General features: G+C 70.3%; 24 protein-coding genes and 1 pseudogene. 12 read left to right on the top strand and 13 right to left on the bottom strand.

From position 1 onward, the window contains the following. The first annotated feature begins 83 nt into the window (after positions 1-83). The 3 genes from PV734_RS07550 to PV734_RS07540 all read left to right on the top strand — a co-directional run bounded on the left by PV734_RS07550 (position 84) and on the right by PV734_RS07540 (position 3,008). Entirely contained in the window at positions 84-1,124 is a 1,041-nt protein-coding gene (locus PV734_RS07550; protein ID WP_319289003.1) for an ABC transporter substrate-binding protein, read from the top strand. A gap of 65 nt (positions 1,125-1,189) precedes the next feature. Further along, complete coding sequence (locus PV734_RS07545) at positions 1,190-2,155, top strand: iron ABC transporter permease (RefSeq protein WP_319289002.1); 966 nt, start codon at positions 1,190-1,192, stop codon at positions 2,153-2,155. A 4-nt stretch (positions 2,156-2,159) separates the two neighbouring features. Next, positions 2,160-3,008 (top strand): ABC transporter ATP-binding protein, encoded by an 849-nt coding sequence (locus PV734_RS07540; RefSeq protein WP_319289001.1) that lies wholly within the window; start codon positions 2,160-2,162, stop codon positions 3,006-3,008. A gap of 7 nt (positions 3,009-3,015) precedes the next feature. Here PV734_RS07540 and PV734_RS07535 read toward each other — a convergent pair whose 3' ends face one another. Beyond that, entirely contained in the window at positions 3,016-3,627 is a 612-nt protein-coding gene (locus PV734_RS07535) for a DJ-1/PfpI family protein (protein ID WP_319289000.1), read from the bottom strand. 483 nt (positions 3,628-4,110) lie between these two features. Further along, complete coding sequence (locus PV734_RS07530; protein WP_319288999.1) at positions 4,111-4,326, bottom strand: heavy-metal-associated domain-containing protein; 216 nt, start codon at positions 4,324-4,326, stop codon at positions 4,111-4,113. A gap of 350 nt (positions 4,327-4,676) precedes the next feature. On the opposite strand from PV734_RS07530, the gene PV734_RS07525 reads away from it, so the two are divergent. The 6 genes from PV734_RS07525 to PV734_RS07500 all read left to right on the top strand — a co-directional run bounded on the left by PV734_RS07525 (position 4,677) and on the right by PV734_RS07500 (position 7,692). Then, positions 4,677-4,892: a hypothetical protein gene (locus tag PV734_RS07525; protein ID WP_319288997.1), complete on the top strand. Its 216-nt coding sequence runs from the start codon at positions 4,677-4,679 to the stop codon at positions 4,890-4,892. A gap of 3 nt (positions 4,893-4,895) precedes the next feature. Continuing rightward, entirely contained in the window at positions 4,896-5,189 is a 294-nt protein-coding gene (locus PV734_RS07520) for a hypothetical protein (RefSeq protein ID WP_319288996.1), read from the top strand. Positions 5,190-5,293: 104 nt separating this feature from the next. Continuing rightward, positions 5,294-5,416 carry a hypothetical protein gene (locus PV734_RS07515; RefSeq protein ID WP_319288994.1) on the top strand — a complete coding sequence of 41 codons (123 nt, stop codon included), beginning with the start codon at positions 5,294-5,296 and terminating at the stop codon, positions 5,414-5,416. A gap of 61 nt (positions 5,417-5,477) precedes the next feature. Beyond that, the gene (locus PV734_RS07510) at positions 5,478-6,302 is read left to right on the top strand and encodes a hypothetical protein (protein ID WP_319288993.1); all 825 of its coding nucleotides are present in this window, start codon (positions 5,478-5,480) and stop codon (positions 6,300-6,302) included. A gap of 359 nt (positions 6,303-6,661) precedes the next feature. Then, positions 6,662-7,126, top strand: a complete 465-nt coding sequence (locus tag PV734_RS07505; RefSeq protein ID WP_319288992.1) for a superoxide dismutase family protein — start codon at positions 6,662-6,664, stop codon at positions 7,124-7,126. 5 nt (positions 7,127-7,131) lie between these two features. Then, the gene (locus PV734_RS07500; RefSeq protein WP_319288991.1) at positions 7,132-7,692 is read left to right on the top strand and encodes a copper resistance protein CopC; all 561 of its coding nucleotides are present in this window, start codon (positions 7,132-7,134) and stop codon (positions 7,690-7,692) included. A gap of 246 nt (positions 7,693-7,938) precedes the next feature. Here PV734_RS07500 and PV734_RS07495 read toward each other — a convergent pair whose 3' ends face one another. Next, the gene (locus PV734_RS07495) at positions 7,939-8,352 is read right to left on the bottom strand and encodes a PIN domain-containing protein (RefSeq protein WP_319288990.1); all 414 of its coding nucleotides are present in this window, start codon (positions 8,350-8,352) and stop codon (positions 7,939-7,941) included. Continuing rightward, positions 8,349-8,612 carry a CopG family transcriptional regulator gene (locus tag PV734_RS07490; protein ID WP_319288989.1) on the bottom strand — a complete coding sequence of 88 codons (264 nt, stop codon included), beginning with the start codon at positions 8,610-8,612 and terminating at the stop codon, positions 8,349-8,351. Before PV734_RS07490 ends, PV734_RS07495 begins: the two co-directional genes overlap by 4 nt. A gap of 213 nt (positions 8,613-8,825) precedes the next feature. On the opposite strand from PV734_RS07490, the gene PV734_RS07485 reads away from it, so the two are divergent. Then, the gene (locus PV734_RS07485; protein WP_319288988.1) at positions 8,826-10,796 is read left to right on the top strand and encodes an ATP-binding protein; all 1,971 of its coding nucleotides are present in this window, start codon (positions 8,826-8,828) and stop codon (positions 10,794-10,796) included. Between the two features lie 253 nt (positions 10,797-11,049). Here PV734_RS07485 and PV734_RS07480 read toward each other — a convergent pair whose 3' ends face one another. Next, complete coding sequence (locus PV734_RS07480; RefSeq protein ID WP_319288987.1) at positions 11,050-11,622, bottom strand: GNAT family N-acetyltransferase; 573 nt, start codon at positions 11,620-11,622, stop codon at positions 11,050-11,052. Then, positions 11,622-12,671, bottom strand: a complete 1,050-nt coding sequence (tsaD, locus tag PV734_RS07475) for a tRNA (adenosine(37)-N6)-threonylcarbamoyltransferase complex transferase subunit TsaD (RefSeq protein ID WP_319288986.1) — start codon at positions 12,669-12,671, stop codon at positions 11,622-11,624. Before tsaD ends, PV734_RS07480 begins: the two co-directional genes overlap by 1 nt. Positions 12,672-12,978: 307 nt before the next feature. On the opposite strand from tsaD, the gene PV734_RS07470 reads away from it, so the two are divergent. Beyond that, positions 12,979-13,461 (top strand): GNAT family N-acetyltransferase, encoded by a 483-nt coding sequence (locus tag PV734_RS07470; protein WP_319288985.1) that lies wholly within the window; start codon positions 12,979-12,981, stop codon positions 13,459-13,461. A gap of 287 nt (positions 13,462-13,748) precedes the next feature. Here PV734_RS07470 and PV734_RS07465 read toward each other — a convergent pair whose 3' ends face one another. The 6 genes and pseudogenes from PV734_RS07465 to PV734_RS07440 all read right to left on the bottom strand — a co-directional run. Continuing rightward, on the bottom strand, positions 13,749-14,420 hold the full coding sequence (locus PV734_RS07465; protein WP_319288984.1) for an ABC transporter ATP-binding protein: 672 nt from the start codon (positions 14,418-14,420) through the stop codon (positions 13,749-13,751). Beyond that, the gene (locus PV734_RS07460; protein ID WP_415924172.1) at positions 14,413-15,324 is read right to left on the bottom strand and encodes an ABC transporter ATP-binding protein; all 912 of its coding nucleotides are present in this window, start codon (positions 15,322-15,324) and stop codon (positions 14,413-14,415) included. The genes PV734_RS07465 and PV734_RS07460 overlap by 8 nt, the downstream gene beginning before the upstream one ends. Before the next feature lie 50 nt (positions 15,325-15,374). Continuing rightward, a complete protein-coding gene (locus tag PV734_RS07455) occupies positions 15,375-16,277 on the bottom strand; it encodes an ABC transporter permease (protein ID WP_319288982.1) in 903 nt (300 codons plus the stop codon). Next, a complete protein-coding gene (locus PV734_RS07450; RefSeq protein WP_319289173.1) occupies positions 16,267-17,235 on the bottom strand; it encodes an ABC transporter permease in 969 nt (322 codons plus the stop codon). The genes PV734_RS07455 and PV734_RS07450 overlap by 11 nt, the downstream gene beginning before the upstream one ends. A gap of 32 nt (positions 17,236-17,267) precedes the next feature. After that, positions 17,268-18,857, bottom strand: a complete 1,590-nt coding sequence (locus tag PV734_RS07445) for an ABC transporter substrate-binding protein (RefSeq protein ID WP_319288981.1) — start codon at positions 18,855-18,857, stop codon at positions 17,268-17,270. Between the two features lie 128 nt (positions 18,858-18,985). Then, positions 18,986-19,237 (bottom strand): annotated as a pseudogene (locus PV734_RS07440) (cobalt-precorrin-5B (C(1))-methyltransferase); the annotation flags it as partial. A gap of 305 nt (positions 19,238-19,542) precedes the next feature. Between PV734_RS07440 and PV734_RS07435 the strand changes: the two are divergent. Further along, positions 19,543-20,661 carry a substrate-binding domain-containing protein gene (locus PV734_RS07435; protein ID WP_319288980.1) on the top strand — a complete coding sequence of 373 codons (1,119 nt, stop codon included), beginning with the start codon at positions 19,543-19,545 and terminating at the stop codon, positions 20,659-20,661. On the opposite strand, the gene PV734_RS07430 is transcribed toward PV734_RS07435, so the two are convergent. Next, positions 20,618-21,100 carry a MarR family winged helix-turn-helix transcriptional regulator gene (locus PV734_RS07430; RefSeq protein ID WP_319288979.1) on the bottom strand — a complete coding sequence of 161 codons (483 nt, stop codon included), beginning with the start codon at positions 21,098-21,100 and terminating at the stop codon, positions 20,618-20,620. The two genes, PV734_RS07435 and PV734_RS07430, sit on opposite strands and share 44 nt — an antisense overlap. Between the last annotated feature and the right edge of the window lie 220 nt (positions 21,101-21,320).

Genomic DNA, 21,320 nt, shown 5'->3' with positions numbered 1-21,320 from the left:
ACTCCGCTTCGCCCCGACTACTACGACAGAACCCATCAGTACATCCGGCTCTCCCGGGCCGCCCAACACCTTACGGAGCCCGCATGTCGATCAACCGGCCGGTCGCCACCGCCCTGGCCGCAGCCCTCTGTCTGCTCACAGCGGCATGCGGCGACTCCTCGGACAGCGACAAGGCGAGCGCGAAGACCACCGAGGCCGCGGCTTCGAAGACCGGCTACCCGGTGACCCTGGAGAACTGCGGGCAGAAGGAGACGTTCACGAAGGCACCCAGCCGGCTCGTCGTCATGAACGGCGCCTCCGTCGCCGAGGTCTCCACACTCCTCGCCCTCGGCCTGGGGGACAGGATCGTCGCCAACCAGCAGACCTACGGCATGTCCGAGGTCGCGGGCCGCGCAGCCGCCATCAAGGCGCTGCCGACCGGCGATGTGAAACTCAACGACGCCTACGACGTCCCCCGCGAGGCCATGCTCGGCCTGCGCCCCGACCTCGTCCTCTCCACCACCTCGTACGGCTTCGACGAGAAGAACGGCTTCGCCACCAGGGACCAGCTGAAAGACGTCGGCGCGAACAGCTACGTCTCCCCGCAGGGCTGCGACCAGGACACCGCGAAGATGACCATCGCCGACAGCTACACGCTGCTGCGTGACATGGGCAAGGTCTTCAACGTGAGCGACAAGGCCGAGAAGCTGATCGCCGCCTCCGAGAAGAGCATCGCGGACGTCTCGGACAAGGTGAAGGGCGAGAAGACGCCGAAGGTCATGGTGCTGTTCTCCAACATGTCCATGGGCGGCAACGACTTCAGCTCGGTCGTCGCCAAGGGCATCTACAACGACATCCTCGCCAAGGCCGGCGGCTCCAACGCCTTCGAGAACGCCTCCAAGACCTCCTTCGCCGACCTGAGCAAGGAGAAGGTGGCCGCCACCGACGTCGACGCCCTCGTTGTCATCGCCTACAACGACCCGAACCCGGCGGCCTACGCCAAGAAACTGCTGAAGGAGTTCCCCCAGTGGCCGGCCGCCAAGACGAACACGTACGTGACGCTGTCGGACTCGATGTACCTCGGCCCCAGCAACGACCTCGCGGTTCAGAAGATCGCCGGGGCGCTGCACCCGGACGCACTCTGAGCGGCGCGGGCCGGCTGAGGGTCACCCTCGCGTTCGCCCTGCTGCCCGTCGCGCTGATCGTCACGATGATTGTGGCGGTCAGTATCGGCGCGGTCACCATCCCGCTCGGTGACGTGTGGGCGATCGTCCTGCACCACGTCACCGGCGTCGGGTCGGCACCCTCCGACCCGGCGCTCGACCAGATCGTCTGGAACTTCCGCACGCCCCGGGTGGTGCTGGCCGCACTTGTCGGCGCGGCCTTGGCCGTGTCGGGTGCGGTGCTGCAGACGGTGGTGTCCAACCCGCTGGCCGACCCCATCGTGCTGGGCTTCTCCTACGGTGCCACGCTCGGCGCGGTCATCGTCATCACCCTGGGCGGTGGCGCGGCACTGGCCGGGTTGGGGGTGTCGGCGGCGGCCTTCATCGGCGCGTTGGCGGCGGGCGCGCTGGTGTTCGCCCTCGGGCAGCGCCGCGGTCGGCTGGCGCCGACCCGGCTGATCCTGGCGGGGGTCGCCGTCGGCTACGTCTTCCTCTCGGCGACCAGCTATGTCCAACTCCAGGCGACGCCCACCGAGTTGCGCACGGTCATGTTCTGGATGCTGGGCAGTGTGGCAGGCGCCCAGTGGGACCAGCTCCCCACGGTCACCGTGGTCGTGCTCGTCACCACCGTGCTCCTGGCGCTCTTCGGACGGCGGCTCAACGTCCTGCTGGCCGGCGACGAGTCCGCCACCGCTCTCGGCGTCGACGTCAACCGGCTGCGCGCCGTCCTCCTGGTGCTCAGCGCGCTGCTGACCGGAACCGTCATCGCCGTCGCCGGCAGCATCGGCTTCGTCGGCCTGATGATCCCCCACCTCGTCCGCCTCACCACCGGCGCCGACCACCGACGGCTCCTGCCCCTGACCGCCCTGCTGGGCGCGGTCTACCTGGTCCTCGTGGACCTCCTCTCCCGCACCCTCAACCGCCCCAACGAACTGCCGCTGGGCATCCTCACCGCCCTGCTCGGCGCCCCCTTCTTCCTGTGGCTGCTGCGCCACAACAAGGGCCTGGACTGAACGCATGAAACTCACCGTCGACCAGCTCCACATCACCCTGGACCGCACCCCGATCCTCCGCGACGTGAGCCTTGAGGCCGGCAAGGGCGACATCGTCGGCCTCGTCGGCCCCAACGGCAGCGGCAAGTCCACCCTGCTGCGCGCCGTCTACCGCTCGCTGCGCCCGGCGGACGGCGTCGTCAGGGTCGGCGACGACGACGTGTGGACCCTGTCCGCCCGTGCCGCGGCCCGCCGTACCGCCGCCGTCCTCCAGGACGCCACCGGCAACACCACCGGCCTGACCGTCACCGAGATCGTCGCCCTGGGCCGCGCCCCGCACCACGGCCTGCTGGGACGCGACGGAGCCGAGGACCACCGCGCCGTGCAGGAGGCCATCGACCGCTGCGGCGTACGCCCGTACACGGACCGCGACTACGCCTCCCTGTCCGGCGGGGAACGCCAACGCGTGCTGCTGGCAAGGGCGTTGGCGCAGAGCGCCCAACTCCTCGTCCTGGACGAGCTCACCAACCACCTGGACATCCGCGCCCGGTTCGAGCTGCTGGACCTCATCCGGGCCACCGGGATCACCACGCTGGCGGTCCTGCACGACCTCGATCTGGCTGCCCGGCTCTGCGACCACCTGGTCGTTCTGCACGAGGGAGCCGTGGTGGCCGCGGGACCGGTTCTGGAGACGCTGACCCCGCAGATCCTCAGGGATGTCTTCGGCGTACGGGCGAGCACCGAGCGGCATGCCGACGGCGTCATCCGCATCACCTACGGGGCCCAGCCCCTCGCCCACGACCGGACGGCCGAGGCCGAGGACGACCGAGCCGGAGACGAGGACGGCAGGGCCGTGGAGCCCGCCGTCCGCTGACCCCCGGTCAGGCCCCGGAGTCCGCCACGGGCTCCGGAGCCTCGTACTGGATCCCGGCCCGGGTCAGCTCGCCCTCCTCGCTTCCGCCGAGGCGGTTCACCAGGTGCAGCGCCATGTCGATGCCGGCCGACACCCCGGCGCTGGTGATGATGTCCCCGTCGTCCACGTACCGTTCCCGCGCCCGCACGTCGACCGAAGGGTCGATCTCGGCGAGCTTGTCGAGATAGTTCCGGTGGGTGGTCGCCGGGCGGCCGGCCAGCAGCCCCGCGTGTGCGAGCACCAGGGAGCCGGTGCACACGCTCGCCAGGACGGTGCCCTGCCCATGAAGGCGGCGCAGCCACTCCAGGTGCGCCGTGTCCTCGGCCAGGGCACGCGTGCCGTTGCCGCCGGGGTGGACGAGAACGTCGAGCGGCGGCACGCCGGTCACGGAGTGGTCGGCGACAAGGCCCAGCCCCTGGGAACCGCGCACCACTCCGGCCTCCGGCCCGACGGCCAGGACCCGCACAGGTGACGACGCGATGTGGGCGGCCCAGAAACCGAGCACTTCCCACGGGCCGACCATGTCGAGTTCCTCGACGTCCTCGAACAACAGCACACCGATGGTCAGGGGATCGCTCACGATCACACCCTAGCCCGCACCGCGGCGGCCGATCGGCGGGTTACTGGGCGTGTGCATAGCCGGGATGGCGTGTCCCGATCACCGTGGGCGTGTGCACGGTGGCGGCGGCGGGCCGGCGGCCGTTCTTGCTTCGTGCTTCCGGGAGCCGCGTGTGCGAGGGGCGGCGCACGTCGGGCGGTGCGCCAGAACCACCCGTACGAGGGAGCGCAAGGCTTCCGGCACACGGTGGTCTGCGGGGGGATGGCGTGCGTGGTCATGGCGAAGACGGTGTCCGGACGGGCGATGGCCTGTGCTGTCCTGACGCGGTACTTCGCCCTGTCCATGGCCGTCACCCTGCGGCGGCAGGTGGCCCCGGTCCATCCCTGGGGGCGAGGAAGCGGTTCCGGCGGGCCATATCGCCATGGCGGGCATCGCCGCCGTGATGATGCTCCTGCCAAACGGCGTGGACAGCCCTGTGACGGCGGTGAAGCCGGTGACGGGGCCTCAGGCGGCCTGCGGCTCGGCGACGGTGTAACCGGCCTCGACGATCGCGTGACGGATGGATCCGTCGTCCAGGGCGCTGCCCCGCACCGTGACGGTGTCCGTGGCGAGATCGACGAGGACCTCGTCGACGCCCGACACCTCGGAGACTTCCTCGGTGATGCTCGCGGCGCAGTGCTCACAGCTCATCCCGGTGACGGCGTAGTGACGTTCGGCCATGACGGCAGCTCCTCGTGTGGTGCGGTGTGGTGGCACGGATGCCCGACGTGAAGACGTACGGGTCCAGGGACGCGTGTGTTCAGCCGTACGTGTATCCGCACCGCGCCTTGTCCATGGGGCGACTGACACCTCCTCATGTAGTCGTCGGAGTACCGGGTCTGGTTCCCATGAGGTGTGGTGAAACGGAAGCAGTTGGGGTGGAACGGCGCACGGCATCACAGGACCGCGCCCCGGCCGCTGTACACACGGGCGCGTCGCGCCGTAAGCCCGGGGGTATGCCCAGAGCAGTACCGGGCCCCAGGCGGTCGACGCGCCTTCGGCCGCCCGATCTTCCCGAAAGGCAGTGCGCGATGAGCGACATCACTGGTCTGGAGCCGCTGGCGACCTTCTGTGGAGACTGCGACTGCGGTTGCCCGCAACTCTTCGTCGACCCGGGCGCCCCCGCGGAGCGCCGCGTCCTGCTCACCGACGACTTCGGGCAGCGAGTCCAGATGAGCGTCGACCAGTTCGCCTCTCTGGTGGAGGAGGCGAAGGCCGGCAAGCTGGACGGGATAGCCACCGCCTGACCGATGGCACGCACCCGGTGGAACGGGTCGCACGCGGTGTGGCCCTGGGACGAGCGGCCCGCCCGCCAGGCCGGGTACGGCAGGAGGGAGTGCGGCCTGGCCTGGCTACTGCCGGTCGCCACGGTGGCGGTGCTGGCCGGAGGCTACGGCTGGCTGGGCGAGGTGGTCGCGGGCACGATCGGCGCCGTCATCGGCTGCCTGGCCGGCCTCGTGGCTTGCGGACTGCTGTACCTGATGGTGAACCGGGCGGTGTCCGGCCGCCCACCGACCGGACCGTCACCGCCCTCGCGGACCTGACCCCGTGGGCCTCAGGAACGTACGGCTTCGAGCACGTCCCGACAGGCGTCGGCTGCCTGGCCGGTGGTCTCGGCGCAAATACGGCAGTGTTCGTGGTGATCGGCGTGCCCGCTGCACAGGTCGTGGCTGTGCCGGCAGGCGATGAGACAGACTTCGACCTGCGCCGTGAGCAGCGCCGGGTCGTGGCCGCTGTGGCGGGGTCGGCCGACACGGTGCTCGCCGTATGAACGCGGAGACACTCTCGCCCGTAAAGAACCGAAGAAGCCCATCGGTTCGAGGAGTTGCGCGATGCCCCGGAGGCCCGGCGGCGGAACATGCCGGGGAACCCGCACGGCGTCGGCCAAGGAGAGGGCGGAGAGCGTCGGCGCTCCGCGTCTGTTGCGGGCGGCCGTCTTCTCAGCTGTCTGCGTGGTGACGACGGCACTGGGTCACGCCCTGATGTCCGGTGATCTCCTGCCCTGGTGGACGCTGGTCCTCGCGTTCACGGGGGCGGCATCGGGCGCCTGGTGGCTGACCGGCAGGGAACGCGGTGCCGTGACCGTCGTCGGAGCGACGGCCGTCGCGCAGGGGCTGCTGCACCTGCTGTTCGACGTGACGCACACGCTCGTCCGTCCGGCGGGCGGCGTGCCCGGGGCGGAATCGACCACCGGCATGGACCATGGGATGGCGTTCTCCCATTCCGGCATGGCCGTGCACATGGACCACTCGGTTTCGGGCATGGCCATGCAGCATGCCGGGACGACAGGCGCTCCCGTCCCCCTGCCGTTGGAGTCCGCCCTGGCAGGGCAGGGCTCCGCCGGGATGTTCCTGGTCCATCTGCTGGCCGCAGTCGTCTGCGGACTGTGGCTGTGGCGGGGCGAGACGGCGGCCTACCGGCTGGGCCGAGCCTTTGCCGTCGCGCTGTTCGCGCCCCTTCGGCGCGTCCGCCGCATGCTCGCACGCACCATGCGTGACGGGTGGACCCTCGCGGGCGGGCCGGCAGAGGACGCGGCGGAGACTTCGCCGAGCGTTCCCACTGTCCTCAGGCACGCCGTCGTCCGCAGAGGGCCACCCGGGGCCGGTTCGGCACTCATTCGTCTGTCGCCCGGCCCTCTGCTCGCCCTCCGCCCCTGAACTCCCTTGTGGGCCACGGGCGTCAGCCAGGGCCGGTGCACGCCCGGAACCGGCGTGCGCGCTCGCGTGCGTCGGTTCGTCCACGCGGCCCGGAGCACGCCCGCTTGCCTTCCTGAGCGCAGGCTATGGCGCATGCTCTCCGCTCACCGATCGGGAGTTCCATGTACCCCCACCCGTCCGTCTGCGCACCCGCGTCCGGCGATCCGTCGGCGCCCCGAACCGTCCGCCGTAGGACCTGCCTTGCCGCCTGTGCCGCCCTGGTGACCGCGATGACGACCCTTGTTGCTGGCTGCGGAGGCGACTCGGCCGACCACGCCTCAGCAGGGACCGGATCGTCCGCCTCGTCCTCCGCTCACGGGATGGACGGCATGGACGGCATGTCCGGCACCGCTATGGGAGACCCCTCGGCCACGCCCGCCGACAAGGTCCCCGGGGCCACCGTGGCCAAGGGCGCCTTCAAGATGCTGGACACCCGTCCGCCGGGCATGGACGACGTCAAGGGCACGGCCTGGCTGGCCCAGGGACCCAAGGGCACCACGGTCACCGTCTCCCTGACCGGCCTCAAGCCCGGCGGCGTCTACATGGCGCACCTGCACGCCCAGCACTGCTCAGCCGACAACGGAGGAGCGCACTTCCAGTTCGACAAGGGCGGGCCGACCACACCCCCCAACGAGATCCACCTGATGTTCACCGCCGACAAGTCCGGTATGGGCATGACGACGGTGAACAACTCCCGCAAGACCGGCGAGGACGCGGTCGCGATCGTCGTCCACCCCAACGAGGCACAGGACAACCGGATCGCATGCGCCGACTTCGACTTCTGACAGCGATGGCCGCATCGCTCGGCTCGGCGGGTGCGCTGCTGCTCCTCGGCGGCACACCCGCGTACGCCCACACCGCGCTGAAGAGCGCGACACCGGCACCTGGGGCCACGGTCGGCGCAGGGACGAGCGTGGTCGCGCTGACCTTCGACAACCTGACATCAGGCATCGCGCCGAAGATCGGCATGATCGGGCCGGACGGCACGACGATCCCGGTCGGGCAGCCTGTCGTCACCGACACCACCACCGCCTGCGCCGCGGTCGCCCCGCTGCCCGCGGGCGTCATCACCCTCACCTACTCGATCACCGCCGGCGACGGCGACGCCCAGAGCAACGCCTTTCAGTTCGAGGCCGCCGACGGCACCCGGCCCGCCGGCACCCCGTCGGCCTGTGCGGATCTGAGCCTGCCGGCCCCGGACACCGGCTCGCCCGACACCATCCTCGGCTTCGGACGTGCCTCAGCGGTGGCCGTCCTGGCGGGCGGCGTCACCGCGGTCGCGGGCGGCGGGTTCCTCACCGCCCGCGTTCTGCGCCGCCGGAGAGTCCCCGAAGGGAGCGGCGCCGAGTGACCTGAGACCGCGGCACGCCAACGACCCTGTCCACCTGGCTGTGCACGGGCGCAGACCCCGCCGAGGCCGCCCAGCGTGCGGGCAACAGCGTCGAGGCCCTGCTGTCCCGGTACGCGGAGTACCTGTACGACCCGCAGTTCATACAACCAGCGCATCGAAGGGATCCTGAGCCCCTACGAGCGACCCTCCTGCCTGGAGCGGCGGCGACTTGGCCGACAGGCGCGGGCCCACCGGCGATGGGCCGGCTCAGACTTTGATCACGGTGGCTCGTCCGCCGCACAGTGCGGTCAGGTCCTCGGGGTCAGAGGTGAGGATCGTGACGGGGCCGGCGGCGGCGAGGGCGGTGGCGCTGAGCATGGCGTCGATGCCGTACTTGTGGCCGTGCAGGCCGGCGTCGGCGAGGAGAGCGGCAGCGTGACGGGCGATCGGCTCGGTGACCGGCTCGACGACGAGGCGGGACAGCGTCCACTCCAGGGCCGGGCGGTTGATCCGAGGGTGGACCACCTCTACCAGAGTGGCCGCAGACGTGATCACGCGCAGGTCGTCGGCGCGAGCCAGGGCAAGCCATCCCGTGACGGACCGGTCGCGCAGCACGGCCTTGGCCAGCCCCTCACTGTCCAGGACCAGGGTGCCGCCAGGAAGGGCGGAGGAGCGGGTCACGCTGCGTTGACCCCGCTCTGCGTCTGCTGCTGCCGTGCCTGGTGGAGCTGGTCGCGCAGCGCCTGGATCTCGTCGTCGGTCACGGGACCGTGCTCGGCTTCGGCGACCTGGATGAGTTCGTTGAGGTTGTCGCGTTCGATCTGCCGGGACACGGCCGCGGCGACGTAGGCAGACAGGCCGGAGGGGCCGCTGCGAGCCTTGGCGGCCTCGGCGATGTCGCGCGGCATGGTGATCGAGTACTTTCCGGTGGGCTCACTCATGCTACTCATCCTACCTGTGATCCTCTATGGAGGTCGGTGCAGCCCAGAGTGCCTGGCGGCTCATGTCTGCCGTCGTCCGTGCGGCGGAGGTGATGGCTGCTCGTCAGGAACGCTGACTGGAGGTCGACTCGTTGAAGTTGTGATTGCGTGGAAGACGGTGGGCGTCTGGATGAAGTCGGACACAAGTGGCCCACCTCGTGCTTTCATGCACGCATGCATTCCCTGACCGTGCAGGTGGACGGAGATCACCTGGCCCGCCTTGTCCGTAGTCCCCGCGCCGGGCTGACGGAGCTCATCTGGAACGCCCTTGATGCGGACGCCGACGTCGTCGATGGTGGGCTTGAGTTCAGCACGCTGAATGCTGTGGAACGCGTCCTCGTCGTGGACCGCGGTCACGGCATGTCGCCGGACGATGTACAGCAGGGATTCGGCGCGCTGGGGGGCTCGTGGAAGAGGGCCACCAGGACCACACGGCAGCAGGGACGACGCCTTCACGGCGAACAGGGCAAGGGCCGGTTCGCGGCATTCGGCATCGGTGATGTCGTCGAATGGTGCACCGTGCATGAGGGAGACCCCGCGACCGAGACGAGAATCCGCGCCGAGCGACACAACCTGCGCCGCTTCGAAATCACCAGGGCTCCAGCCGAGAGAGAGGCCGGCACCACGGTCTCCGTTGTCTCGGTCAATGAAGCGGCCGGTAAACAGCTTGAGCAGGACTCGCTGATTGACACCCTCTCGGCGGAATTTGCGATCTATCTCGAATCCTATCGGCAGGTTGAGATCTCGTGGCGCGGCCAGAAGCTCAATCCGGCGGCGCTGCAGGTGGAGCGCGAGGAATACGACCTGGAGGTCGACGGACTGGAGGAGCGGCCACAACTTGTTGTCATCGAGTGGCGTCGTCAGGTCGACCGGGCCTTGTATCTGTGCGATGAAGCCGGAATGGTTCTCCACGATATCAAGCCAGGAATTCAGGCTCCCGGATTCGACTTCACCGCATACCTCAAGTGGGATGGATTCAGAGGGCATGACGTGCTGCTCGCTGAATCCGGTCTGGAACCCATGAGTTCCGTTGTCACGGTGGCAAAAGAGAAGTTGCGAGAGCACTTCAAACGCCGTAGCGCGGACAAGAGCAGGTCGATCATCAGGGAATGGGTTTCGGAGGGAAGCTATCCGTACAGCGACGGGTCGCCCTCTGCTGCGGAGAACGCGGAGCGGCAGGTTTTCGACCTCGTTGCGTTCAGTGCGTCGAAAGTGATCAACGACGGAGACTTCCGCTCGCGAAAGTTCACCCTGAGGCTCCTCCGTGAAGCCCTGGCGTCCAACCCGGGGAACCTTCACAACGTCTTGAGGAGCGTTCTCGAACTGTCGGCGGAACGCCTGGCCGAACTCGGGGAGCTGCTCAACAGAACCACCCTATCGTCGATCATCGCGACATCGAAGAAGGTCGGGGACCGGCTCAGCTTCCTGTCCGGACTCGACACGATGCTGTTCGACAGTGAGCCCCGCCGCCAGACACTGGAGCGGCGGCAGCTTCACCGGATCCTGGCAAACGAGACATGGGTATTCGGCGAAGAATACGCCCTGACCGGTGACGATGAGTCCCTGACCAAGGTACTCGCGAAATATCTTCACTTCCTCGGCGACGACGTCGAGCTCGCCGGTCATGCGCAGCCCGTACTGCGTCATGACGGGACGAATCCCATTCCCGATCTTGTACTCACCCGCACGTGCGAGATCGCGCAGGACCGAGTTGAGAACATCGTGGTCGAGCTGAAGCGGCCGAGTGAGGTAATCGGTGCGGACGAGCTCACGCAGATCGAAAAGTACGCGCTGGCGGTCATGCGCGACGAGCGGTTCAACAAGCCGAACGTCTCGTGGGACTTCTGGGTCATCGGCAACACTCTGGACGAGTTCGCTGAGTCCCGCCGTAAGCAGACCGGACTGCCGTTCGGCTACATTCAACGCACCGATCGTCACCGCGTACAAGTGCGTACCTGGTCCGAAGTGATCAATGACGCCCGGCACCGTCTCAAGTTCGTGGAACGCAGCCTGGACTACCGGGCCAACCATGATGACGGAGTGGAATACCTGCGTTCGAAGCATGCACAATTCCTGCCCGCCAGCCTCAGTGATGGACCTGACCCAGCTGACCCGTCACGAATCTCGGAGGGTGGCCAGGACTGATTTGGTCGATCCGTGGTCCACGACGAGGCGGGAGTGGTGGGTTCCAGGTAGGCGAGCCAGTTGCCGCGTCTTCCCGTCGGCCGGCCGACCGACGGGACCGAGGCGTACGGCAGCGGCACCGGGCCCCGGCGGCGAGGTTCGCGGACACGGCGCCACCCCGCCGGGACCCGGCCCTGGGGGCGCGGACCGCGTCCGGCCGCGAGGACCGGCAGGAGTCCGGGACTGACGGTGCGCAGGCCATGACTCCGGACGGTCACAACGGCTGGGCCGCTAGAGCCCGGGCCGGGTGCCGGGGACCGAGGAAGACGACGATGCCCTTGCCGTCGGGGGAGGGATGGGTGGCCTGGGTCCAGCCTTGGCGGTGGTAGAAGGCCACGGCCCGGGGTGACTTGACCGACGTGAGCAGCCAGGAGCGGCCCTCGAGGGCGTCCTCGGTGACCGCTTCCAGCAGCCGGCCCGCGAGGCCGGTGCCGCGTGCGTCGGGGCGGACGGCGAGTTCGTCGATCTCGCGGGAGCCGCACAGCCAGTCGACGGCGAGGTCGGGGCCGATGCCGGCGGCGGCCTGGGGATAGCAGCGGTCGGTGGGGAAGGGGGCCTTCGTGGTCCAGGCGGTGGCGAAGCCGATGACCTCCGGTCCCGCGAAGGCGAGCGCGGCCGTGAAGTCCGGGCGTTGCACGTTCACCGGGAGGCGGCCCACGAACTCGACCGCCTTCTCCGCGTCCTCGTTCCAGGGCGGGGCGCAGAACGCGTCGACGTACACGGAGTGCAGGGCGGCGCGGTGGGCGAGCAGGTCGGCGCCCTTGAGGACGAGAACACGGGTGCTCATCAGGCGGCCACCCGTCCGGCGCCGAGCGGGTGCAGGGAGGCGTACTCCAGGGGTGCCGACGGGTCGATCGACACGTCCAGCGGTGCGGGTTCGGTTCCCGCGCGTACGAGGAGGTCGCCGACGGCGGCGATCATCGCGCCGTTGTCCGTGCACAACCTGAGCGGCGGCACCCGCAGTTCGATGCCCGCCTTCCGGCACCGCTCCTCTGCGAGCGACCGCACCCGCGAGTTCGCGGCGACCCCACCGACCACGACCAGCGTCCGTACGCCGTGCTCGGCGCAGGCCGCGACGGCCTTCCTTGTCAGTACGTCGGCCACGGCCTCCTGGAGCGAGGCGGCCCCGTCGGCCACCGGCAGCTCGCGTCCCGCGTGGCCCTCGGCCCAGCGTGCGGCGGCTGTCTTCAGCCCCGAGAAGGAGAAGTCGTACGAGCCCGGCAGTGGGCGCGGGAACGGAACAGCGAGTGGGTCGCCCTCGCGCGCCGCCCGGTCGATGGCCGGACCGCCCGGATAGGGCAGCCCGAAGACCCGGGCGACCTTGTCGAAGCACTCCCCGGCCGCGTCGTCGAGGGTGTCGCCGAGGTGGACGATCGGATCGCGGGCCAGGTCGCGGACGAGGAGGAGCGAGGTGTGCCCGCCGGAGACGATCAGCACCACGCAGGGGTCGGGCAGCGGTCCGTGCTCCAGGGTGTCGGCGGCGACGTGACCGGCGAGATGGTGCACGCCGTGCAGCGGCACCCCCAGCGCGTACGCGATCCCCTTCGCCCCGGCCAGGCCCACCTGCAGTGCCCCCGACAGGCCCGGCCCGGTGGTGACGGCGACGGCGCCGATGTCGGACAGCCGCAGACCCGCCTCGTCCAGCGCCCGCTGGATCACCGGGCGTACGGAGTGCACATGGGCGCGGGCGGCGATCTCGGGCACGACACCGCCGTAGCGGGCGTGCTCGTCCATGCTCGACGCCACCGCATGGCCCAGCAGCCGCCCGTCCCGGACCAGCCCCGCGCCGGTCTCGTCGCAGGACGACTCGATGCCCAGCACGACCGGAGAGCTCATGCCCACCCCTTCCTGCACCATTAAAGTTATTGCAAGTAGTGTGCAGTAAGGAGTCGGTGATGTGTACCCGTACGCGGGTGTGCGGCCATCACCCAGTAGATCCGGCTGCACTCGGGCGCCCCGTCCGCGTTCAGTGCGGTCGCCGAGCGGGACCACAGCGCCGACCAGCCGGCGTCCGTGGTCGCCTGTACGAAGGTGAAGGAGGTCGGGGTGGGTGCTGCGGACCGCCGTGATCATGGTTGGGTGCGGACGCCGCCCGCGGAGCAGCTCGGCGACAGCCACCTGCACTCGCCGGAGCGTGAGCGCCATGTCTGCTGAGCGGTTGGTGCCGGTGGCGGTGCCCGTGCCTGTGGAGATCAGGCGGGCCGTCGCGCAGGATGCGGAGCGACTCACGGCCATGGTCCACGCGTCCGGCGCCTACCAGGGCGAGTACGCCCCGATCCTCGTCGGCTACCGGGTCGGTGCCGACTACATCGCACGGCACCCGGTGTTCCTGGCCGAGGACCCGGCCGGACGCCTGCTGGGCTTCTACTCCCTGATCCTGGAACCGCCGGAGCTGGACCTGGCGTTTGTGGCGGACGACGCGCAGGGCATGGGCATCGGTCGGTTGCTCGTCGACCACATGATCGTGCAGGCCCGGAGGGCGGGGCTGAGTGGTGTGCGTGTGGTGTCGAATCCGTCGGCCGAGGGCTTCTACCGGCGCATGGGCGCTGAGCGGGTGGGGTCGGTTGATCCGGTGCCGCCGAAGGTCACCTGGGAACGCCCGGACATGTGGTTCACCGTCGGCTGAGGAAGCGTCGGCGGAGGAGCCGAGTTCGGGCCACCGCCCCGCCTGCCGTACGAGGATGACGCCGGCCGCGACTGGTGCCCCGCACAGCTCGGCGGGGGCCGTAGCTCGAGCCCGGCCTCCCACCCGGACCGGTTCCGCATGGCCCGCCCGATGCCCATTGCCGGGCGGGCGCAGTGGTTCCGGGACAGCCCCCCTGCCCACCGCAGCGCGCGTACCGCTTGCTTCCTGGGGCAGCGGCCGGGGCCCTACGCCGCTCCCGTCGCCCATTGCCGGGCCGCGAGGCGCGATCAGGGAACCCGTGCGGGCTCGCGCAACGCATCCCAGTGAAGCGTGCGGTCGCACCAGCGGTCCAGGAGTGTGTGGTCGTGGCCGACGGCGAGCAGGCCCGCTCCGGTGGTGCGGCGGTAGTCCTCGACGACGGTGACGAGCGCGGCGGTGGTGGAGGCGTCGAGCATCGCGGTCATCTCGTCGCAGATCAGCCAGCGCGGGCGCAGGACGAGGGCGCGGGCCAGGCAGGCGCGTTGGAGCTGGCCGTCGCTGACCTCGTGGGGGCGTCTGGGCAGCAGGTCGGGGGTCAGGCCGACGGTCGCGGCGAGTTCGGGGACCCGTTCGGTTGCCTCCGCGCCGCGGCCGGTTGCCCGCAGGGGTTCGGCGATGAGGTTGGTGAGGCTGAGGCGGGGGTCGGCGGAGATCCGGGGCTGCTGGAAGACGACGCCGAAGGCGGTGCGCAGGTCGCGTGGGGCGCGGTGCCGCCATTTCCGTACCGGTTCGCCGTCGAGGAGCAGGGTGCCGGAGTCCGGGCGGTGCAGCAGGGCGGCGACGCGGGCGAGGGTGGACTTGCCGCAGCCGCTGGGGCCGAGCAGACCGACCGCCTCGCCGGGCGCGACGGTCAGGGAGGCGTCCCGGACCACGGGTGCGTGTCGGTCGTATCCGGCGGTGATGGCCCGTAGTTCAAGCACGGATGCCCTCCGGGACGTACGGGTGGTGGCAGGCGACCGTGTCGGTCAGCGGCGGCAGCGCGGCGCAGGTGTCCGTGGCGTGGGTGCAGCGGGCGGCGAAGGCGCAGCCGTCGGGGAGGTCGCCGAGTTCCGGGGGCAGGCCGGGGATGGGGGTGAAGTCGCGTTCGGGGAGGGCCTGGAGGAGGCCGCGGCTGTAGGGGTGGCGGGGGCCGGGGGAGCCGAAGAAGGCGGTGGCGTCGGTCAGTTCGACGATGCGGCCGGCGTACATGACGGCGATCCGGTCGGCGATACGGGAGGCTGCGGCGAGATCGTGGGTGATCATCAGCAGGGCGCGTCCGGCGGTGTCCACGTGGCGCCGTAGTTCGTCGACGGTGTGGTCGACCAGGTGGCGGTCGAGTCCGGTGGTCGGTTCGTCGGCGAGCAGCAGGGGTGCGTCGCCGACGAGGGCGAGGGCGGTGGCGGCGCGTTGGGCGAGGCCGCCGGAGAGCTGGTGCGGGTGGCGGTCGAGGTGGTCGGCGGGGAACGCGGCGCGTTCGGCGGCCGTCTCGGCGGCGGAGCGCAGGGCGGCGCGGCCCTTGACCCCGGTCAACTCCGCGACGGCCTCCTCCAGTTGGGAGCGGATCGTGCGGACCGGGGTCAGGTGCGCGGCCGGGCTCTGCGGGATGAGGCCGATACGGCGGCCCCGTACCGTGCGGGCGAGCGTGCGTTCGTCGGCCGCGACCAGGTCGAGGTCGCCGAGGCGGGCCCGGCCGGCGGTCTGCGCGTTGGCGGGTAGCAGCCCGAGGAGGGCGGAGGCGAGCACCGACTTGCCGCAGCCGCTCTCGCCGATCAGGGCCAGGCACTCACCCGCCGCCACGTCGAAGCGCACGTCGGTGACGGCGGCCACCCGACGCCCGCCCGGCATCAGGAAGCGCACCGACAGTCCGCGTACGGACAGCAGTACTGGGCGCTCGGTCACAGCATCAGCTCCGATCGGCGGCGCGGATTGATCCGCTCGCGCCAGGTTCCGGCGAGCCCGGCGATGGCGAGGGTCGGCACGATGATGAAGAGGCCGGGGAAGAGGGTCGGCCACCACTGTCCGGCGAGCAGCGAGCCGCGCGCGCTCTGGATGAGGGTGCCGAGGCTCGCCGTGTGGGTGGGCAGCCCGAGCCCGAGGAAGGAGAGCGCGGACTCGTGCCACATGGCGTGCGGCACCATCAGTACGGCGGCCAGCGCGGCCTGCGGCAACACCCCCGGCAGCAGATGCCGTACCGTCACCCGCCACCGCGACGCCCCGCCGGAGACGGCGGCGTCGATGTAGGGGCGGGAGCGCAGAGACAGGACCTCGGCGCGGACGATCCGGGCGGTCGACAGCCAGTGGGTGAGGGCGACCGAGACCACTACTGGCCAGACGCCCGGCCGGAACATGGTGACGATGAAGATGCCGAGGAGGAGGTGGGGCACGGACGCGACCGTGTCGACGATCCGCATGACGGCGCGGTCGACCCAGCCGCCCAGGGCTCCGGCGGTGGCCCCGACGGCCGTGCCCACGACGGTTGCCGTGAGCGCTGCCGCCACCCCGACCAGCAGCGACACCCGCAGGCCGTAGACGCAGCGCAGCAGCAGGTCGCGGCCCACGTCGTCGGTGCCGAACGGGTGGGCCCAGGACGGCGGGAGCAGCTTGGCGGACAGGTCGACGGCCTGCTGGTCGAGCTGGACCAGCGGCGGCACGAGCAGCACGGCGAGGACGGTCACGGTCACCAGCGCGGCGGCAGTGCGTACGCGCAGGGTGCGGGTGGAAAGGCGGTTCGTGCCGTAGGACCGCCAGGCCGTTTCCTCTTTCTCGGCAGCGGGGGATGCGGGGGCGTCACATGTCACTGAACTTCACCCTCGGGTCGAAGAGTCCGTAGAGCAGGTCGGCGAGGAGGTTCCCGGCCAGGACGGCGGCCGTGGCCAGCACGGTGAGCGCGGCGAGCAGCGGGAAGTCGACGGCGGTGGCCGCCTCCACGGTGGCCGCCGCGATGCCCGGCCAGCTGAAGACGCTCTCCACCAGCAGGGCGCCGGTGATGAGTTCGGGGACGCGGGAGCCGATCAGGGTGAGGACCGGCAGCAGTCCGGAGCGCAGGGCATGGCCGAGAAGTACGGTGTGCTCGCTCAGGCCGTGGGCCCGTGCGCCGCGCACCGGGTCTTCCGCGAGCGCGTCGCCGACGCCCTGGCGGACGTACAGGGTGAACCAGGGGAGTTGGGAGACGGCGAGCACGCCGGCGGGCAGCACCAGATGCTCCGCGACCTGTCCGGCGGTGACCTGTTCGCTGGCGGTGTCCGTCAGCCCGCCCGCCGGCAGCACGCCCAGTTGGAGGGCGAACAGCCACACGGCGAGCAGCGCGATCCAGAAGATCGGTGCCGCTTCCAGGGAGTAGGCGAGCGAGGTGACACTCCGGTCGAGCCATGACCCGGGCCGCCGGGCGGCGAGCACCCCGAGCAGTGTGCCGACCAGTACCGCGACCACGAAGGCGACGGCGCACAACAGCGAGGACCACACCAGGCGTTCGCCGATCACCTGCGCCACCGGCTGCCGCAGCACGCTGGACTGGCCGAGGTCGCCGCTGAGCGCGGACGTGAGCCACTCCCACCAGCGGGCGGTGAGGGGCCGGTCCACGCCGAGGTTGTCGCGCAGCCGGTCGAGGGTCTCCTGGTCGGCGCCGAGCGCGGCCGAACCGGCGTACGCGCGCACGGGATCGAACGGGGAGGCGGCGGCGATCGCGAACACACCGAAGGTGACGACGAGCAGGACGGGCACGGCGAACAGGGCCCGCCGCCCCGCCAGCCGCGCCATCGCACCCCAGGGCAGCCGGGTAGGTGCTGCGGTCACTTCTTCGGCTGCCAGTCCTCGATGTTCCACCACGGGCCGCTGGCGAAGCCGTGCTCGTGCGGCTCCAGCTGCGTGGTCAGGCCGGCCCAGCGGTCGGCGAGGACGTAGAGGTGGTCGATGTGGGTGAGGAAGGTGTAGCCGGGATTCTGTACGAGGGCCCGCTGGAGAGTGTCGTAGGCGGCCTCGCGGGTGGCCGGGTCCTGGCTGCGGCGGCCGGTGTCGAGGGCCCGGTCCACGGCCGGGTTGTCGTAGCGGGCCATGTTGTTGAAGCCGTCTCCGGCGAGGGAGGAGTGCAGCAGGGTGTAGAGGCCGAAGTCGGGGTCGCCGGTGCTGCCGAAGCCCGCCAGCACGGCGTCGTTCTTCATCCGCGGCTCGATGACCTCCCAGGTGGCGCTCTCCACCGTCACCTTGATGCCGGCCTTCTTGGCGTCGGAGGCGTAGGCGAGGGCGTGGTCCTGGCGGACTTTGTCACCGGACGGGTAGAGCAGCGTGAAGGCGGCCCGCAGATCTCCCTTGGCCCGTATGCCGCCGTCGCCCGCCTTCCAGCCGGCCGCGTCCAGGATCTCCTCGGCCTTGCTGAGGTTCTGGGGGCGTTCGATGCTCTTGTCGAACCAGGGGTCGTCGGTCGGCAGCGGCCCGTACGCCGGCCTGCCCGCCCCGTCGAGGATCTTGTCGACCATTGTCTGCCGGTCCACGGCGGCGTCGAGCGCCTGCCGGATCGCACGGTCGCCGGTGACCTTGTTCTCGGTGGGCAGGGTGACGGTGCGGAAGTCGTAGGACTTCGCGTCGTACGTCTTGCGGCCGTCGTCGTTCTTGAAGGTGGCGGCCAGATTGGGCGGGAGGACCGCGCCGTCGAGGTCACCCGAACGCAGCCGGGTGGCGCGCACGTTGTCGTCCCCGATGACCGCCATGGTGAACGTCTTCACCTTCGGCGCACCGCCCCAGTAGTCCGGGTTGGCCTTGAAGGTGAGCTTCTCGCCCTTGCTCCAGCCCGCGAGGACATAGGGGCCGGTGCCGACCGGCTTCGTGTTGAAGGAGCCGGTGTTGGGGTCCTGCGCGCCGGCTATGTGCTCGGGGACGATCGGCAGCACCGTACGCCCGGCGAAGGGCGCGTACGGGTACTTGAGCGTGAAGACGACCTGGTCGTCACCGCTCGCCCGGACCTCCTTGATGGCGTCCAGCTCGCTGCGGGCGGTGTTGTTGGTCTTCGCGTCGAGCACGGTCCGGTACGTGAAGACCACGTCGGCCGGCGTCAGCGGCTCGCCGTCGCTGAACTCCACGCCGTCGCGCAGGGTGTAGGTGTAGGTGAGGCCGTCGCCCCCGACCTCGGGGAGCGCCTTCGCCAGCGCGGGCTGGAGCTTGAGGTCGGCGTCGCGGGCGAGCAGCCCGTCGAAGATCTTGGAGTTCCCGTCCTTGCCGTAGCCCAGCAACGGGCTGAGGGTGTCGGGCTCGGAGGCCACGCCGATCACGACCGAGTCCGCGGCCTTGCCGCCGTCCGCGCTACCACCGGGTGCCGAGCAGGCGGCGGCCCCGGTCATGATGGCCGCCACCGTGATGGCGGCACGTCTTGTCCGACGGGTCGTCATGAGCCCTCACACCCTTATTGCAGATTGAACGTTGTTGCGACTGATGTGCGATAGGAGGGTAACCCAGGGCATCCGCCCATCAGTCCGGGATCGATGCTGCGGCGACGCGCGGCTCCGATCGCCCCGCGTCAGGCGACTCCGCTGCGTCCCACGACGTTTCCCGCCCGGTCGATGCGGAGGACGTCGACCACGACGGGTGCCCCGTGCGGCGCAGCCAAGGCCTCGTCACGGGCCGTCACCGCCACCAGGTCGCCGAGCGGGACCCCGGCCGCCGTGCACAACCGGAGTGCTGCGAGGCCCGGGTTGGCCTCGGCGGCCAGCGCCTCGGAGGCGCCACCCTTCCGGGCCGGTTCGGCAAGGACGCCCTTGTCGACAGAAGCCGGACTCGGCGGTGCTGGAGGAACCGTGGCGGGTGTACCTGGAGACGGAGGGTGACCTGGAAGGCGGCGAGTGAGGCCCCTGTTCTTTATTGCATGTAACTCGCAATAGCGAAAGCATTGCAGGGAGGAGGGCATTGCGCGAGACTGGGACGCGGGCGCGGGGCCTGTCTTGCCTGACACGTCCGATCCGCGGATGCCGCCCCGCGCCCCCTGCCGAGCAGTGGGCCCGCCCCCTCATCCCTACAAATCGGTCTCGATCCCTGCCGGTGCTTGGGTGCGGCTCACAGTCGGGCAATCATGTGGCCATGCGCCGGCCGCTCAGCCTCCACACCCCCGAGTGGTTCACGGGCGACGATTCGACCCTGAACGTCGCGCTCGTGTACCCGATGCAGGGGCCTGCCGGGATCTTCGGTCCCGCCTGTCAGGCGTGCGCGCGGCTGGCCGCCGAGGAGATCAACAAGGCGGGCGGTGTGCTCGGCAAGGAGCTGAGGCTGCTGGAGGTCGACGGCGGGGCGGAGCCGCAGAGGGTCGCCGCCGAGGTCGAGGCCCTGGTGGCGACGGGCGTGGTGCACGGTGTCACCGGCTGGCACATCTCCTCGGTCCGGCAGGCGGTGGCGCCGCGCGTTGCGCACCGGGTGCCGTACGTCTACACCGCTCTCTATGAGGGCGGGGAGCGGACCGACGGCGTCTTCATGACCAGTGAGACGCCCGACTGGCAGCTGCTGCCCGCCATGCGGCTGCTCGCCGAGACACGGCGCGTGCGGCGCTGGTTCGTCGTCGGCAACAACTACGTCTGGCCCCGGCGCACCGCCCGGGCCGCCCGCCGATACGCCCGCGCGTGCTGCGGCGGACGGGTCTGCGGCGAGGCGTACCTTCCGCTGGGCGCCGACGACTTCCACGACGTGCTGCGACGCGTCGAGCGTTCGGACGCGGACGGTGTGCTGATGCTGCTGGTCGGCAGTGACGCGGTCCGCTTCAACCGCGCCTTCGCCGACTCCGGCCTCGACCAGAGGTGCCTGAGGCTGAGCACGCTGATGGACGAGAACATGCTGATGGCCAGCGGCCCGGAGGCGACCGGCGACCTCTACAGCACGTCCGGCTTCTTCGCCTCGCTGGCCAACCAGGACACCCTGGACTTCCACGGCCAGTACGCCGACCGCTTCGGCTTCGAGGCTCCGGCCCCCGGCAGCCTCGGCGAGTCCTGCTACGAGGGCGTGCTGCTGCTCGCCTCGCTCATCGAGAGGGCCCGAACCCTGGACGTCTCGGCGATCTCGGCCACCGCCGAGACCGTCTCCTACGAAGGGCCGCGCGGCCTGCTCCACCTCCAGGACCGGCATGTCCGCCAGCGCATCTACCTCGCGGAGGCGGACGGGCTCGACTTCAACGTGCTCGCCCAACTGCGCGCTCCGCACGACCTGTTGTGACCTTGGCAGGGCTGGTGGCGTCCCGGCCCTCCAATGCGTCGGCCAGCCGTGCGAGCAGGCCCTTCAGTTCCTCGTCCGGGAGCAGTTGCTCCAAGTCCCCCCAGTCGGCCCGCACTTCACGGACCAGCACCTGCCAACGCTGCACGCCCCGTGGGGTGAGGTGGGCCAGGACCCGGCGCCGGTCGGCGGGGTCGACCCGGCGGTAGACCAGGTTCTGGTCGACGAGTTGGTCGACCAGTTTGGTGAGGCTCGGCGCCGGCAGGAAGGCGTGGTCGGCGAGGGACGTCATGTGGTGGCCCTGCCCGTCGGAGAGCAGGTCGAGTACCCGCCATGCCTCGACGGAGCAGTCGAACTCGTCCAGTACGGACTGCACTCGGCGCACGGCGAGACGTTCGGCCCGTGTCAGCAGGCTGAGCAGTTCCTGGGGCCGTCTCGCCATCGTGCTCCTCCACTCGTACGCGTCGGCTGTGCCCGAGCCTACCGTCGATCGCCAGGCGCTTGACAAGGGAAACCAGGAAAACTGATCCTTTCCGCTGGAAGTATTAATTGCCGTTGCCGTGACGTCGCCAACCGGGCGTCTCCCGCAGCGGCTTCTTTTGTTTTGCCCGCCGTTTTACTTCCGCTGGAAACCATCATTCATTGCTTCGAAACGCATTTGA

The sequence above is a fragment of the Streptomyces sp. AK08-02 genome, assembly GCF_033795085.1.
GTDB lineage: Bacteria > Actinomycetota > Actinomycetes > Streptomycetales > Streptomycetaceae > Streptomyces > Streptomyces echiniscabiei.
The sequence above is the reverse complement of the archived record's forward strand: the minus strand, read 5'-3'. Positions and strand labels throughout refer to the sequence as shown.

What these genes read in the sequence shown, in the direction of transcription:
- PV734_RS07470 (WP_319288985.1), top strand. Translation starts at nt 12,979, where the DNA reads ATGTCTGCTGAGCGGTTGGTGCCGGTGGCGGTGCCCGTGCCTGTGGAG.
- PV734_RS07550 (WP_319289003.1), top strand. Translation starts at nt 84, where the DNA reads ATGTCGATCAACCGGCCGGTCGCCACCGCCCTGGCCGCAGCCCTCTGT.
- PV734_RS07510 (WP_319288993.1), top strand. Translation starts at nt 5,478, where the DNA reads ATGCCCCGGAGGCCCGGCGGCGGAACATGCCGGGGAACCCGCACGGCG.
- PV734_RS07520 (WP_319288996.1), top strand. Translation starts at nt 4,896, where the DNA reads ATGGCACGCACCCGGTGGAACGGGTCGCACGCGGTGTGGCCCTGGGAC.
- PV734_RS07505 (WP_319288992.1), top strand. Translation starts at nt 6,662, where the DNA reads ATGGACGGCATGGACGGCATGTCCGGCACCGCTATGGGAGACCCCTCG.
- PV734_RS07430 (WP_319288979.1), bottom strand. Translation starts at nt 21,100, where the DNA reads ATGGCGAGACGGCCCCAGGAACTGCTCAGCCTGCTGACACGGGCCGAA.
- PV734_RS07530 (WP_319288999.1), bottom strand. Translation starts at nt 4,326, where the DNA reads ATGGCCGAACGTCACTACGCCGTCACCGGGATGAGCTGTGAGCACTGC.
- PV734_RS07435 (WP_319288980.1), top strand. Translation starts at nt 19,543, where the DNA reads ATGCGCCGGCCGCTCAGCCTCCACACCCCCGAGTGGTTCACGGGCGAC.
- PV734_RS07450 (WP_319289173.1), bottom strand. Translation starts at nt 17,235, where the DNA reads ATGGCGCGGCTGGCGGGGCGGCGGGCCCTGTTCGCCGTGCCCGTCCTG.
- PV734_RS07490 (WP_319288989.1), bottom strand. Translation starts at nt 8,612, where the DNA reads ATGAGTGAGCCCACCGGAAAGTACTCGATCACCATGCCGCGCGACATC.
- PV734_RS07445 (WP_319288981.1), bottom strand. Translation starts at nt 18,857, where the DNA reads ATGACGACCCGTCGGACAAGACGTGCCGCCATCACGGTGGCGGCCATC.
- PV734_RS07540 (WP_319289001.1), top strand. Translation starts at nt 2,160, where the DNA reads ATGAAACTCACCGTCGACCAGCTCCACATCACCCTGGACCGCACCCCG.
- PV734_RS07480 (WP_319288987.1), bottom strand. Translation starts at nt 11,622, where the DNA reads ATGAGCACCCGTGTTCTCGTCCTCAAGGGCGCCGACCTGCTCGCCCAC.
- PV734_RS07525 (WP_319288997.1), top strand. Translation starts at nt 4,677, where the DNA reads ATGAGCGACATCACTGGTCTGGAGCCGCTGGCGACCTTCTGTGGAGAC.
- PV734_RS07485 (WP_319288988.1), top strand. Translation starts at nt 8,826, where the DNA reads ATGCATTCCCTGACCGTGCAGGTGGACGGAGATCACCTGGCCCGCCTT.
- tsaD (WP_319288986.1), bottom strand. Translation starts at nt 12,671, where the DNA reads ATGAGCTCTCCGGTCGTGCTGGGCATCGAGTCGTCCTGCGACGAGACC.
- PV734_RS07500 (WP_319288991.1), top strand. Translation starts at nt 7,132, where the DNA reads ATGGCCGCATCGCTCGGCTCGGCGGGTGCGCTGCTGCTCCTCGGCGGC.
- PV734_RS07460 (WP_415924172.1), bottom strand. Translation starts at nt 15,324, where the DNA reads ATGCCGGGCGGGCGTCGGGTGGCCGCCGTCACCGACGTGCGCTTCGAC.
- PV734_RS07545 (WP_319289002.1), top strand. Translation starts at nt 1,190, where the DNA reads ATGATTGTGGCGGTCAGTATCGGCGCGGTCACCATCCCGCTCGGTGAC.